Origin of the sequence: Kitasatospora sp. NPDC058965 (assembly GCF_042741245.1) — a bacterium.
Taxonomy (GTDB): Bacteria; Actinomycetota; Actinomycetes; order Streptomycetales; family Streptomycetaceae; genus Kitasatospora.
Genome location: NZ_JBHYKG010000024.1, coordinates 32,956 through 46,512, shown reverse-complemented (window position 1 = coordinate 46,512; position 13,557 = coordinate 32,956). Strand labels below are relative to the sequence as shown.

Annotated in this window: 12 protein-coding genes; 4 read left to right on the top strand and 8 right to left on the bottom strand. The window is 74.0% G+C overall.

All coding sequences use genetic code 11. The annotated features are described in order from the left end of the window. Positions 1 to 107: 107 nt before the first annotated feature. A complete protein-coding gene (gene pruA / locus ACFW1A_RS06930) occupies positions 108 to 1,736 on the bottom strand; it encodes an L-glutamate gamma-semialdehyde dehydrogenase (RefSeq protein ID WP_380405417.1) in 1,629 nt (542 codons plus the stop codon). Positions 1,737 to 2,024: 288 nt separating this feature from the next. On the opposite strand from pruA, the gene ACFW1A_RS06925 reads away from it, so the two are divergent. Next, the gene (locus ACFW1A_RS06925; RefSeq protein WP_380405415.1) at positions 2,025 to 3,629 is read left to right on the top strand and encodes a PucR family transcriptional regulator; all 1,605 of its coding nucleotides are present in this window, start codon (positions 2,025 to 2,027) and stop codon (positions 3,627 to 3,629) included. Between the two features lie 7 nt (positions 3,630 to 3,636). Here ACFW1A_RS06925 and ACFW1A_RS06920 read toward each other — a convergent pair whose 3' ends face one another. Then, a complete protein-coding gene (locus ACFW1A_RS06920; protein WP_380405412.1) occupies positions 3,637 to 4,818 on the bottom strand; it encodes a hypothetical protein in 1,182 nt (393 codons plus the stop codon). Between the two features lie 210 nt (positions 4,819 to 5,028). On the opposite strand from ACFW1A_RS06920, the gene ACFW1A_RS06915 reads away from it, so the two are divergent. After that, complete coding sequence (locus ACFW1A_RS06915) at positions 5,029 to 5,490, top strand: VOC family protein (protein WP_380405409.1); 462 nt, start codon at positions 5,029 to 5,031, stop codon at positions 5,488 to 5,490. A 7-nt stretch (positions 5,491 to 5,497) separates the two neighbouring features. After that, complete coding sequence (locus ACFW1A_RS06910; RefSeq protein WP_380405406.1) at positions 5,498 to 6,070, top strand: SRPBCC family protein; 573 nt, start codon at positions 5,498 to 5,500, stop codon at positions 6,068 to 6,070. 125 nt (positions 6,071 to 6,195) lie between these two features. On the opposite strand, the gene ACFW1A_RS06905 is transcribed toward ACFW1A_RS06910, so the two are convergent. Next, positions 6,196 to 7,821, bottom strand: a complete 1,626-nt coding sequence (locus ACFW1A_RS06905; RefSeq protein WP_380405403.1) for a hypothetical protein — start codon at positions 7,819 to 7,821, stop codon at positions 6,196 to 6,198. Between the two features lie 270 nt (positions 7,822 to 8,091). Between ACFW1A_RS06905 and ACFW1A_RS06900 the strand changes: the two genes are divergently transcribed. Then, positions 8,092 to 9,414, top strand: coding sequence for an MFS transporter (locus ACFW1A_RS06900; protein WP_380405401.1), 1,323 nt, complete (start codon positions 8,092 to 8,094; stop codon positions 9,412 to 9,414). A gap of 66 nt (positions 9,415 to 9,480) precedes the next feature. Here the strand turns inward: ACFW1A_RS06900 and ACFW1A_RS06895 are convergent, their stop codons facing one another. The 5 genes from ACFW1A_RS06895 to sufC all read right to left on the bottom strand — a co-directional run bounded on the left by ACFW1A_RS06895 (position 9,481) and on the right by sufC (position 13,553). Further along, on the bottom strand, positions 9,481 to 10,557 hold the full coding sequence (locus ACFW1A_RS06895; protein ID WP_380405398.1) for a helix-turn-helix domain-containing protein: 1,077 nt from the start codon (positions 10,555 to 10,557) through the stop codon (positions 9,481 to 9,483). 113 nt (positions 10,558 to 10,670) lie between these two features. After that, positions 10,671 to 11,045 carry a metal-sulfur cluster assembly factor gene (locus ACFW1A_RS06890; protein WP_380405395.1) on the bottom strand — a complete coding sequence of 125 codons (375 nt, stop codon included), beginning with the start codon at positions 11,043 to 11,045 and terminating at the stop codon, positions 10,671 to 10,673. Positions 11,046 to 11,071: 26 nt separating this feature from the next. Continuing rightward, complete coding sequence (gene sufU / locus ACFW1A_RS06885; protein ID WP_380405392.1) at positions 11,072 to 11,515, bottom strand: Fe-S cluster assembly sulfur transfer protein SufU; 444 nt, start codon at positions 11,513 to 11,515, stop codon at positions 11,072 to 11,074. A gap of 14 nt (positions 11,516 to 11,529) precedes the next feature. Then, complete coding sequence (locus ACFW1A_RS06880; protein ID WP_380405389.1) at positions 11,530 to 12,792, bottom strand: cysteine desulfurase; 1,263 nt, start codon at positions 12,790 to 12,792, stop codon at positions 11,530 to 11,532. Further along, a complete protein-coding gene (sufC, locus tag ACFW1A_RS06875) occupies positions 12,789 to 13,553 on the bottom strand; it encodes a Fe-S cluster assembly ATPase SufC (protein WP_380405386.1) in 765 nt (254 codons plus the stop codon). Before sufC ends, ACFW1A_RS06880 begins: the two co-directional genes overlap by 4 nt. Positions 13,554 to 13,557 lie beyond the last annotated feature (4 nt).

Here is a 13,557-nt window from a genome sequence, read left to right as displayed (position 1 = left end):
GGGGCGGCCGGGTAGCGTGGCGAGGGTGGCCGCCGCCCCCACGGGGTGTCGCGCGGCGCGCGCCCGCGTGGGGCGGCGCCGGGCGACGGGAGGGCACCGGGCGCGGGTCAGCCCATGTGCGGGTAGCGGTAGTCGGTCGGCGGGACGAAGGTCTCCTTGATGGACCGGGTCGAGGTCCAGCGGGCCAGGTTCTGCTTGGCGCCCGCCTTGTCGTTGGTCCCGGAGGCCCGGCCGCCGCCGAACGGCTGCTGGCCGACGACCGCGCCGGTCGGCTTGTCGTTGATGTAGAAGTTGCCGGCCGCGAACCGCAGCTTGGCCATCGCGTCCTGGGCGGCGGCCCGGTCCTGGGCGATGATCGAGCCGGTCAGGCCGTAGCTGGAGACCGACTCCATCTGGGCCAGCATCTGCTCGTACTCGTCGTCCTGGTACACGTGCACGGCGAGCACCGGGCCGAAGTACTCGTCCTTGAAGTACTCCGAGGCCGGGTCCTGGCAGACCAGCACGGTCGGGCGGACGAAGTAGCCCACCGAGTCGTCGTAGGTCCCGCCGGCCAGCACCTCGACGGTCGCGTCGGCGTGCGCCCGGTCGATGGCGGCCTTGTTCTTGGCGAAGGCGCGGTCGTCGATCACGGCGCTCATGAAGTTCGCCAGGTCGGTGACGTCGCCCATGGTCAGGCCCTCGACCTCGTCGCGGAACTCGTCCTTGATCGAGGCCCAGATCGAGGCCGGGACGTAGGCGCGGGAGAGCGCCGAGCACTTCTGTCCCTGGAACTCGAAGGCGCCGCGGGTCATCGCGGTCCGGAGCACCGCCGGGTCGGCCGACGGGTGGGCGACCAGGAAGTCCTTGCCACCGGTCTCGCCCACGATCCGCGGGTAGGAGCGGTAGTTCTGGATGTTGTTGCCGACCTCGCGCCACAGGTGCTGGAAGGTCGCGGTGGAGCCGGTGAAGTGGATGCCGGCCAGCGCCGGGTGCTTCAGCGCCACCTCGGAGACGGCCAGGCCGTCGCCGGTCACCATGTTGATGACGCCCTTGGGCAGGCCCGCCTCCTCCAGCAGCTGCATCAGCAGGTGCGCGGAGAACTGCTGGGTGGGCGACGGCTTCCAGAGCACCACGTTGCCCATCAGCGCCGGGGCGGTGGGCAGGTTGCCCGCGATGGCGGTGAAGTTGAACGGGGTGATCGCGTAGACGAAGCCCTCGAGCGGGCGGTGGTCGCTGCGGTTCCACACGCCGGGCGAGGAGACCGGCTGCTCGGCCATGATCTGCCGGGCGAAGTGCACGTTGAAGCGCAGGAAGTCGACCAGCTCGCAGGGGGTGTCGATCTCCGCCTGCTGCGCGGTCTTGGACTGGCCCAGCATGGTGGCCGCGGCCAGCGTCTCGCGCCACGGGCCGGCCAGCAGGTCGGCGGCGCGCAGGAAGATCGCGGCGCGCGAGTCGAAGGAGAGCGCCTGCCAGGCGGGAGCGGCCGCCAGGGCAGCGTCGACGGCGTCCTGCGCGTCGGCCCGGGTGGCGTTGCGCAGGGTGCCGAGCCGCGCCGCGTGGTTGTGCGGCTGGACGACGTGGATCTCGGAGCCGCCACCCATCCGGCGCTCACCGTTGATCGTCATGGTCAACTGGACGGGCTCCTGGCCCCCCAGCTCCTTCAGCTTGGCCTCCAGGCGGGCCCGTTCCGGGCTGCCGGGGGCGTAGCTGTGGACCGGCTCGTTCACCGGCGCGGGGACCTGGGTCACAGCGTCCATGGATACTCCTGGCCTTCCGTTCAGCAGCGCGGAGGGTTACCGCCCTGATACTCTCTGCATGCGCCCATTGGGCCCCGGGCAGGGCTTGTCCGTCATGAAGCCGCTGCTGCGGCCAAGTGAGAAGCCCCTGGCTGGCCAGGGGAGGAGTCACGAGCGCGCGCTCTCCTTGTGAGGGGTCGCTACCGCCCTTGCCGTGAAAACGGTAATCCAGCCGCCCGGCCGAGTTATTGGCCAGGCGGCTAAAGTCATCCATACGGCGTTGTCTGAACGGATGAAGGGGGCCGATCCATGGCATCTCCTGACCCCGCCGCCGGCCTCCCGCTGCGCCGCCTGCTCATGTCGCTGGGCGAGCCGTTGGTCGAGCTGCAGGCCGCACCGGCCGGCCTGGACGTCCCCGTGACCGACGTGGCGATCCTGGACCCGGAGGACCCGGCCACCGCGGCGCCCGGCGAGCTGGTGCTGGCGATCGGCGCCCGCGGCCGGGCCGCGCTGCCCGCGCTGCGCGCCGCCGGGCGGGCCCGGGCCGCCGCGGTGGCGGTCAAGCTGGACGCCCCCGGCCAGGCCGACGCGCTGCGCGAGGCGGCCACCGAGGCCGGGGTGGCGCTGCTCTCGGTGCGCCGGGAGACCCGCTGGGAGCACCTGGACGCGCTGGCCCGCGCGCTGCTGGGCGGACCGGACGCGCCCGAGGCGGCGGAGACCGACCTGGGCGACCTCTTCTCGCTCGCCCAGACCACCGCGGTGCTGACCGGCGGCATCGTCTCGATCGAGGACCCCTCCAGCCGGGTGCTGGCCTACTCCCGCTCGGCCGACTCGGACGAGGTGGACGACCTGCGCCGGCTCTCCATCCTCGGCTGGCAGGGTCCCGAGCCGTACCTGTCCAAGCTGCGCGAGTGGGGCATCTTCCAGCACCTGCGCAGCTCGGACACGGTGATCGCGGTGGAGCCGCACCCCGAGCTGGGACTGCGCCGCCGCCTGGCGATCGGGATCCGGGCCGGGGCGCAGCCGCTCGGCACCATCTGGGTGCAGGAGGGCTCGCAGCCACTGGCCCCGCAGGCCGAGCAGGCGCTGGTCGGCGCGGCCCGGGTGGCGGCCGCCCAACTGGTGCGCCGGCGCCGCGAGGTCTCGGCGGACGTGCGGCTGACCCAGACCCTGCTCACCGGCCTGCTGGAGCGCAGCACCGGGCCGCAGTCGCTCGCCACCCACCTGGGCCTGGGCCCCAACCGGCCGGCCACCGTGCTGGCCTACGCGGCGCCGGGCAACGAGCTGGGCCGCCCCGAACTGACCGGGCTGATCTCGGTGCACTCCGCGGCCCGGCACCGCGGCGCGCTGCTGGCGCCGATCGACGCGCGCGTCTACGTGCTGCTGCCCGACCTGCCGGCCGGACTGGCGCCGGCCACCGTGCGGGGCTGGGCCCAGGAGGTGGTGGACGCGGCCCGCGACCACCTGGGGGTGCCGCTGCGGGCGGCGATCGGGGCCACGGTGCCGGGCCTGGCCGCGGTGCCGGACTCCCGGGCCCAGGCCGACCGGATCCTGGACGCGATGGGGCGCGGCGGAGTGGTGCCGGAGGTCGCGGCGCTGCTCGACGTGCAGGCGGAGGTGCTGGTCAGCGAGGTGCTGGCGCTGCTCCAGGAGCGGGCCGAGCTGCGCGACCCGCGACTGTCGGCGCTGACCGCCTACGACGCGCGGCACGGCACCCGGCTGGCCGAGTCGGTGCTCGCCTGGCTGGACGCGCTCGGCGAGGTCCGGGTGGCCGCCGAGGCGCTGCACATCCACCCCAACACCCTGCGCTACCGGGTCCGCCGCGCCGAGCAGCTCACCGGGATCGACCTGGCCCAGCCCCAGCAGCGCCTGCTCGCCATGCTCCAGCTGCGGCTGCCGGGTGCGGAGGCCTGACCGGCCGTCACGCCCGGGCGCGGACCCGGCGCCAGTGGTCCCAGGCGGCCAGCCAGCGGGCCTCGGCGGCGGGCTCGGCCTCGGGGTCGCCGAGCCGGGCCTGCAGCTCGGCCCAGGCCAGCTGGGCGGGCAGGCTGGGCACCTGGCTGGCGAAGACCGTGTACCGGATCGCCTCCTCCACCGCGGCCCGCCCGTCCGCGCTGCCCACCAGCCAGTCCGCCCGCTCCGCCAGCCGGCACAGCTGGGCCACCATCAACTGCACCGCGGTGGCCGCCTCCGGCCGGCTCTCCGAGGCGTACCGCATCTGCTGGCGGACCACCACCGTCCACTGCTCCTCGGGCTGCCCGGCACGCAGCCGGCGCGGCAGCTTGACCCGGCCGGCCGAGCTGCGGTGCGCCCGCTCGGCCAGCGCCCGCTCCACGCTGGCCTCGACCAGCAGCCGGTGCGCGTCCAGCCCGGTGAGCGCCGCCTGGCCGCGCCGGGCCCGGGCCCGGCGGTGCAGCCGGGCCAGCTCCACCTGGCGCAGCAGCTCGGTGCGTCCGGTGATGAAGCGGTCGTGGTCGCGCCCGTTCAGGTGCCGCAGCTCCACGTCGGCCGGTTCGATCCCGCGGCCGCAGAGCAGCAGCACCGAGCCGTGCACCAGCAGCCGCCCGGCCCAGACCGTCCGGCTGCCCGGGCCGCCGCCGAGCTCCTCGTGCAGCTGCACCGGCACCGGCTCGCCGTCCACCGTGATCCACTCGCGCAGCGTGCGCACCCGGCCGGGGCTGTGCCCCTCGTCCACCCCGAGCTGCTCGTAGACCCGGTCCCGCTCGTGCTCGATCACCTCCTCCAGCTCGGGCAGCGCGAGCTGGCGCTCGATGCCCGGCTGGTAGGTGCGGACCGTGACGTAGGGGCCGTCCAACGAGCTCCAGTCGCCGGAGCGCACCTCGAACCAGGAGAGTTCGCCGCCGAGCAGCTCGTAGTCGCCCAGCGCGTCACTGTCCACCCCGCCGCCGCGCGCGCCCGACCGCCCGGGCACCGGGGCCACGCCCCGGGCGCCGCGGCCGGACCGGTCCACCCCGAAGACCGCGAAGTCCAGGTCGGCGAAGACCTGACGGATCATCCGCTCCTGGTCCTCCAGCCGGCCCTCGTCCACCGCGAGGCAGTCGTCCTCGGGTTCCGCGGCCCAGCTGTCGCTGCTGATGGTCACCTTCGCCGCACCCCCGGGGCTCGCCGTCGTTCGAAGCGCGGCCGGGTACCGGATGGGGCCGGGTGGGGCCGGGCCGCGTTCGCCCACGATACGGGCGCGGGACCTGCTGGGCCATCAGCTTCCCTCGTACGGTTGGCAGATCGCCGCTTGCGGCCCGTCGCCCGCCTGTCGGCCCTATCGTTGTCGGTGCGGCTGCCTACCGTGGGGCGTATGACAGACCTTCACGGGGCCTCCCAAACATCACTGCCCGCCCGGATCAGCATCGTCACCCTCGGCGTGACCGACCTGGCCCGCAGCAGCGAGTTCTACGCGGCGCTCGGCTGGCAGCGCTCCGCCGCCTCCAGTCCGGAGATCGTCTGGTTCCGCACCGCCGACTCCGCGCTCGGGCTCTTCCCGACCGACGAGTTGGCGGCCGACGCCGGACTGCCCCCGGGCGCCGGCGAACCGGCCTTCCGCGGGGTCACCCTGGCGATCAACCTGGAGTCGCCCGAGGCGGTGGACGCGGCGCTGGCGGTGGCGGTCCGGGCCGGCGCCGAGATCGTCAAGCCGCCGGCCGCCACCGACTGGGGCGGCTACTCCGGGTACTTCGAGGACCCGGACGGCCACCTGTGGGAGCTGGCCCACAACCCCTTCTTCCCGTTCACCGCCGAGGGGCAGCTGGACCTGCCATAGTTCCCGGGTGGACGCCAACCACTACCGGCTGACCAGCACGTGGCGACTGCCCGCGCCGCCGGAGCGGGTCTACCGCACGCTGCGCGACGTGCCCGGGTACCCGCACTGGTGGCCGCAGGTGCGCCAGGTGGTCCCGCTGGACGAGCGGACCGGGCAGCTGCGGATCCGCTCGCTGCTCCCCTACCAGCTGCTGGTCACCGCGCACGAGCGGCGCCAGGACCCGCCCCCAGCCTTCGGCCGGGGGGACCCCCACCCCAGCCCCGGCCGGGGGGACCCCCACTCCAGCCCCGGCCGGGGGGACCCCCACCCCAGCCCCGGCCGGAGGGACCCCCAGCCCCCGGCCGGGGTGCTGGAGGCGGAGCTGACCGGGGACTTGGTCGGCTGGTCCCGGTGGACGGTGCACCCGGCCGGCGCGGGCGCCGCCGTGGCGGTCTTCGAGGAGGAGGTCCGCCCGGGCAAGGCGCTGATGCGCCGGCTGGCGCTGCCCGGGCGGCCGCTCTTCCTGGCCAACCACGCGCTGATGATGCGTGCCGGCGAGCGCGGGCTGCGCCGACTGCTGGCCCGGGGCCCCGGCGGCTAGTGCGTCCGGCAACCTTCGCCCCGTCGCGACGCGCCCCCAGCCTTCGGCCGGGAGGTGCCCCCAGGCACGCACTCTCGCCGCACCGGACGCCGCTCCTTGACGGGCGAAGGTTGCCTGACGCGGCACTAGTTCTTCGAGCGGGCCTTGAAGGCGGCCTTGCGGGCCTCCTTGGCCACGGTGCGGTCCAGGTGCAGCTCGCCGACCGCCTCCAGCACCTGCGCGGTGTAGGGGTGGTCGACCCGCCACAGCTCGCCGAAGAAGCTGGCCGGGTTGTCGGTGAGCGGCAGCTCGGAGATCAGCTGGCGCAGCACCCCGGCGTCGCCCTCGCTGTCCAGCAGCTGGGCCGCGAAGGTGTCCACCGTGGTCCACAGCACCATCGTCCGCTCCGGCGCCGGCACGTCCGCCGCGCCCTGGGCGACCAGCCAGGCCCGGGCCGCGCCGCCCAGTTCCGGGTCGGTGAGCACCTCGCGCACCGCCGGCTCCACCTGCGGCCCCAGCTCGCCGAGCGCCAGCTGGGCCAGCATCCGGCGCAGCGGCGCGCTGGGGTCGCTGCCCCGGGCGGCGGCCAGCAGCTCGCGGGCGGCGCCCAGCGGCTCCCGGTCGGTCAGCCAGACCCGGATCTCCTGCTCGGGCAGCACGTTGCCGGCCTCGGCGACGCCCTGCAGCAGCGCGGCCGCGTCGCCGGTGGCGTACTCGCCGATCAGCGGGGCCTCGAAGCCGTCGTCCAGCAGCCACTGGCGGATGCCGTACTGGCCCAGCGGGGTGAGCCGGACCAGGCCGAACCGGGCCGCCTCGGCCTCGTCCAGTTCGTCGGCGGGGGCGGCGGGGGCGGCGCCGTCCTCGGCCTCCTCCTCGTCGAACAGCTCCGGGTCGATCGGCTGGTACTCCAGCAGCCCGATCTCGGCCAGGTCGGCCAGCATCGGGTCCAGCGCGACCATCACGTCCGTGATGTCGCCGAGCATCTCCTCGTCCGGCTCCTCGCCCTCGGGCACCACCAGCAGCGCGGCCAGCACGCCCAGCGGCATGGTCTCCTGGCCCGGCTCGGCGAAGGCGGTGGTCTCGTAGAGCACCTGCAACGCCTCGTCCAGCAGCTCGGCGGCCTCCTCCTGGACCTCCTCGTACTGGGCCAGCAGCTCCTCGGCGCGCTCCTCGTCGGCCTGCTCGCCGGCGTCCGGCTCGGCGTCCAGCGGCTCGATCTCGGCCGCCAGCTCGGCGATCACGTCGGCCGCCGAGAGCCACAGCTCCAGCACCGACTCCGGCTCGCCCGCCTCCACCGGCGCCAGCTCCTGGCTGGGGCCGCCGGCCCGGTTGCCGTCGGCGTCGTGCGCGAGCACCACCAGCTCCAGGTCGCAGGCGAGCGACCAGGCCCGCATCGCCTCCAGCACCGACTCCTCGGCCACCTCGCCGGTGGCCGGGGCCAGCTCCAGGAACCGGGCGGCCGCCTCGCGGTCGGCCTCCAGCAGGTCGCCCAGCTCGTCCACCGGACGGGTCGGGGCGCTCCACCGGGCCAGTCTGATCGCGCGCTGCAGCAGCGGGACGGCCAGCGCCGCCGCGGCCAGCTCCGCCTCGGGCAGCAGTCGGACCGGCGGGACCAGCACCGACAGGTCGTCCAGGTCCTCCTCCGCGTCGCTGCCGTGCGCGCCGTACAGGTCGGCCAGCTCGAAGTCGGCGGGCAGCAGGCTCTCCGACCCCGGCTCGCCCGGCGTGTCGGCCGACGGGCGGTCAGTGTTCTTGCGGCGTCGTCCGGCCATCGCGGGCGGTCTCCTCTAAGGGGCGGGGCAGCACTGCTGTCAGCGTATCGGCCGATGCCGTCAGGGCGCCCGTCCGACGGGGGGCGCGTGCCACCTGCGCACGCCGTCGGTGCACCACCCCTTATCCTTTGGGGTGACCCCGTGCCCACCCCGCGCGCGGTCCTGCCCGGGCAACGAAGCCCGGCCCCCCTTGCACGTACCGCGCCCTCCGGCCACCGGCCCACCCCGCCGGCACCCGAGCGCGCCCGGCCACACCAGGAGACCCCTGTCATGGCGGACCTCTCCCCCGCCGGCTCCGGCCTGCCCACCCGGCAGTTGACCGGTGCCCGGCTCTCGGAGGCCCTGCTCCCCGTGGAGCTCGCCCCCCGGGCCCAGCTCCAGCTCGCCGCCGTCAGTCGCTGGAACGCGCTGCGCGGCGTACGGGTCGGCCTGGTGGCCGGCGCCCTGCTGCTGCTGCTGATCGGGGCCAACCTGGCCACCCCGGTCTACCCGCTGATCCAGCAGCACATGGGCCTGACCGCCTTCGACACCACCCTGCTCTTCACCGTCTACGTCTTCGCGCTGGTCCCGGTGCTGGCCGCGGTCGGGCACTGGTCCGACCTGCTGGGCCGCCGGGCGCTGATCCTGCCGGCCGTCGGACTGGCCGCCAGTGGTGACGCGATCTTCGCCACCGCCGCCTCCTTCGGCCAGCTGGCCGCCGGCCGGGCGATCCAGGGCGTCGCGGTGGCGCTGGCCACCGGCGCGGCGGGCGCCGCGTTGGGCGACCTGCTGCCCGACCGCCCGACGCTGGCCGCCAAGCTCACCCTGGCCTGCTCCGCCGGCGGAGTGGCGCTCGGCCCGATCGTCGGCGCCGCGCTGGCCGGCGGCGGCCACCCGCTGCTCACCCCGTTCCTGGCGCACGCGCTGGCGCTGCTGGCGCTCTGCGTCCCGCTGGCCCTGGTGCACCCGCGGATGCCCGGCGCCAACCGACCGGCCGGCACCCCGCCGCGGATCACCACCGCGTTCCACCTCAAGCCGCGCCGGCTGGTGCTGCCCGCCCGCGGCCGCGGCGACTTCCTGCGCGCGGCCGGGGCCGGCTTCGTCTCCTACGCGGTCTTCGGCGTCTACCTGAGCCTCGCGCCGGCCTTCTCGGCCACCCTGCTGCACACCCGCGCACCGATGGTCGGCGCCGTGGTCGCGGCGCTGCTGCTCGGCTCCTCGGCCACCGCCCAGCTGCTGGTGCCGCCCACCCGCAGCCGGGCGCTGACCGCGCTGGGCATGACCGGGCTGGCGCTCGGCCTGGCCCTGGTGGTGGTCGCCGCCTACGCGCACCTGCCGGCCCTGCTCTTCCTGGGCAGCGTGCTCGGCGGCGCCTGCCAGGGCATCGCCTTCCGGTCGCTGTTCACCACCGCCGTCGCCGCGATGGACCCGGCCCTGCGCGCCTCGCAGATGTCCACCCTCTGGGTGATCGTCTACCTGGGCAGCTCGGCCCCGATCGTCGCGGTCGGCGCCCTGGCCCGCGGCTACGGCCTGCTCCCCGCCGTCAGCGGCTTCGCCCTGGTCGCCGCCACCGCCTGCCTGGGCCTGGCCGGCTCGGTGCTGCGCCGGCGCTGACCGCCGGGCGGGACGACGACGGAGCCGGGTGCCCCGTGTGGCTTGGGGAAGCAGGGGCACCCGGCCTCAGCCGTGCTCCGGGCGGGGCCGGAACGGGACTGAGCCTAGGGCGGGCCGGTCGGGCGGGCTTTGCACCAGGCGCAGGGGTCGTTGACGATCCGGGCAGGGCTGCTGGCGGGTGCGTTCGCGCAGTTCGGTCGGGCTCAGGCCGTAGGCCTCGCGGAAGGCGCGGCTGAAGACGGCCGGGCTGGTGAAGCCCCAGCGGGCGGCGACGGCGTGGATCGGGCGGTCCAGCAGGTCGGGCCGGCCGAGGTCGGCGTGGCAGCGCTCCAGCCGGCGGGCGCGGACGGTGGCCGCGACGCTGCGCGGCTCGCCCCGGAAGAGCAGGTGCAGGCCGCGCACCGAGAGGTGGTGCCGGTCGGCGATCACCTGCGGGGTCAGTCCCGGGTCGCCCAGGTTGTGCTCGATGAAGGCGTGCACCCGCTCCCGCAGCACCTGCTCGCGGGTCGCCACCGGCAGCTCGGCGTAGGCGTCCAGCTGCTGGGCCAGGCAGGCGGCGGCCAGGTCCACCGCGACCCGACCCAGCCGCTCGCGCTCCTGTGCGGTGCAGTCCCCGGCGTGCTCGCTCAGCGAGGCGAGGTACTGGGCCAGCACCGCGGCCATCCCGGTGCCGCCGGGGATCCGGCGGGCCAGCAGCCGGTCCAGCCGGTCGGAGCGCAGCGGCAGCGCCGCGCGCGGCAGTTGCAGCACCACCACCTGCACCGCGCCGCTGCCGGCCGGCGCCTGCGGGGCACCCGCGCGGTAGGGCCGGGAGGTGTCCCAGAGCACCAGGTCGCCGCTCAGCGCCCCGGAGTCGTTGCGGTGCTGGCTGATCCACATCGGGTGCCCGGTGACCAGGCCCAGCTGGTACTGCTCCGGGTCGCAGCGCCTGATCAGTGCCGGGGTCCGGCGCGAGCGCAGCGGTGAGTAGTGGAAGCTGGAGACCTGCCCCTCGCCGAGGTCCAGCATGGACACCCCGGCCTCGAACTCCGCGGGCCGCTCGCAGTGCAGCTCCGCCGGCGAGAGGGTCGTCGAGACCAGGTCCGCGAACCAGTCGAACCGCTCCACCGCCGGCACCGCCTCGGCCGACATCGTCGTGCGCATGTGTGTTCCCCCCGTCGAACTGCCCACAGCATGCCACTGCCGCCCGACCTCCCCGCGGCGGGGAGGTCGCGCGGCAGCGCGGTGGTGACGGGGGCTCAGCCGGTGCGGTCGGCTCAGACGTTGAAGCCGAGCGCGCGCAGCTGCTCGCGGCCGTCGTCGGTGATCTTGTCCGGGCCCCACGGCGGCATCCAGACCCAGTTGATCCGCAGGTCCTTGACCAGGCCGTCGGTGGCGGTCCTGGCCTGGTCCTCGATCACGTCGGTCAGCGGGCAGGCCGCCGAGGTGAGGGTCATGTCCACGGTGGCCACGTCGTCCTCGTCGACGTGGATGCCGTAGATCAGGCCCAGGTTGACCACGTCGATGCCCAGCTCGGGGTCGACCACGTCCATCAGGGCCTCGGTGAGGTCCTCGATCGAGACGGTGCCGGCCGTGGTGCCGACGATGGCGACCGGTCCCTCGGGGGCCGGGGTGGCCTCGGTGTCACTCATGGGTTCCGTTCCTTGTCCGTCGTTGGTCAGGCCGGGTGCGCGGCCAGCGCCTGGGCGGTGGCGTCCTTCCAGGCCATCCAGCTGAGCAGTGCGCACTTGACCCGGGCCGGGTACTTGGAGACGCCGGCGAACGCGACCGCGTCCTCCAGCAGCTCCTCGTCGCCCTCGGCCTGGCCCTTGCTCTGCATCAGCTCCAGGAAGGCCTCCTGGATCGCCTGGGCGTCGCCCACGGTCTTGCCGACCACCAGGTCGTTCAGCACCGAGGCGCTGGCCTGGCTGATCGAACAGCCCTGGGACTCGTACGAGATGTCCGCCACCACGGCACCGTCGAGCTTCACCCGCAGGGTGATCTCGTCGCCGCAGGTGGGGTTGACGTGGTGCACTTCGGCGTCGCCCGCCCGCAGCCCCTTGCCGTGCGGGTTGCGGTAGTGGTCCAGGATGATCTCCTGGTACATGGAGTCGAGCTTCATGGAGCCGTCACCCTTCAGCCGAAGAAGTTTCGGACGTGGTGCAGCCCGTCGATCAACGAGTCGACCTCGCCCGGCGTCGAGTACAGATAGAACGACGCTCTGGTGGTCGCCGGAATTCCGTACCGCAGGCAGACGGGGCGGGCGCAGTGGTGGCCGACCCGGACGGCGATGCCCTGCTCGTCGAGCACCTGGCCCACGTCGTGCGGGTGGATGTCGCCCAGCACGAAGGAGATCGCGGCGCCCCGGTCCACGGCGGTGCGCGGACCGATGATCCGCAGGTCCGGCACCTCCTGCAGGCGGTTGACCGCGTACTCGGTGATCGCGTGCTCGTGCGCGGCGATCCGCTCCATGCCCACGTTGCTCAGGTAGTCGATGGCCGCGCCGAGCCCGACCGCCTGGGCGATCGGCGGGGTGCCGGCCTCGAACTTGTGCGGCGCGGGGGCGTAGGTGGACGAGCCCATGGTGACGGTCTCGATCATCTCGCCGCCGCCCAGGAACGGCGGCAGGTCCTCCAGCAGCTCCTGCCGGCCCCAGAGCACGCCGATGCCGGTCGGCGCCAGCATCTTGTGCCCGGTGAAGGCGACGAAGTCGGCCTCCAGCGCCTGCACGTCCAGCACCATGTGCGGGGCCGCCTGGGAGGCGTCGATCAGCACCAGGGCGCCGACGTCCTGGGCGCGGCGGACGATCGCCTCGACCGGGTTGACGGTGCCCAGCAGGTTGGAGACCAGCGTGAACGAGACGATCTTCGTCTTCTCGGTGATCAGCTCGTCGATGTTGGACAGGTCGAGCCGGCCCTCGTCGGTCAGCCCGAACCACTTGAGCTTCGCGCCGGTGCGCTGCGAGAGCAGCTGCCACGGCACGATGTTGGAGTGGTGCTCCATCTCGGTGATCACGATCTCCGAGTCGGCGTCCACCTTGTACGGCTCGTCGGCCCAACCGAGCATGTTGGCCACGAGGTTGAGCGACTCCGAGGCGTTCTTGGTGAAGATCACCTCGTCCCGGCTGGGCGCGTTGACGAAGGCCGCCACCTTGTCCCGGGCGCCCTCGTACAGCGCGGTGGCCTCCTCGGCGAGCACGTGCACGCCGCGGTGCACGTTGGCGTTGTGCTGCTCGTAGTAGGCCGCCAGCGCGTCCAGCACCTGCCGGGGCTTCTGCGAGGTCGCCGCGTTGTCCAGGTAGACCAGGGGCTTGTCCCCGTGCAGCAGGCGCTGCAGGACCGGGAAGTCCTTGCGGATCGCGTCGGTGTCCAGCAGCCCCGGCAGAGTCTGGTTCGTCACTCGGAAGCGCCGCCCTTCACGTAGGACTCGTAGCCCTCGTTCTCCAGCTTGTCGGCCAGCTCGGCACCGCCGGACTCGACGATCCGGCCGGCCGCGAACACGTGGACGTGGTCGGGCTTGATGTACCGCAGGATGCGGGTGTAGTGGGTGACCAGCAGGGTGCCCACCTCGCCGGTGGCGCGGACCCGGTTGATGCCCTCGGAGACGATCCGCAGCGCGTCGACGTCGAGGCCGGAGTCGGTCTCGTCGAGGATCGCGATCTTCGGCTTGAGCAGCTCCAGCTGCAGGATCTCGTGGCGCTTCTTCTCACCGCCGGAGAAGCCCTCGTTGACGTTGCGCTCGGCGAAGGCCGGGTCCATCTGGAGCGCCGCCATGGCCTCCTTGACCTCCTTCACCCAGGTGCGCAGCTTCGGGGCCTCGCCGCGCACGGCGGTGGCCGCGGTGCGCAGGAAGTTGGAGACCGAGACGCCGGGGACCTCGACCGGGTACTGCATGGCCAGGAAGACGCCGGCGCGGGCGCGCTCGTCCACCGACATGGCCAGCACGTCCTCGCCGTCCAGCAGCACCTCGCCACCGGTGACGGTGTACTTCGGGTGGCCGGCCAGCGAGTAGGCCAGGGTGGACTTGCCGGAGCCGTTCGGACCCATGATGGCGTGGGTCTCGCCCTGCTTGACCGTCAGGTCGACGCCACGGAGGATCTCGCGCGGGCCGTTCTCCGCCTCGACGGAGACGTGCAGGTCACGGATTTCAAGGGTAGCCATGGTG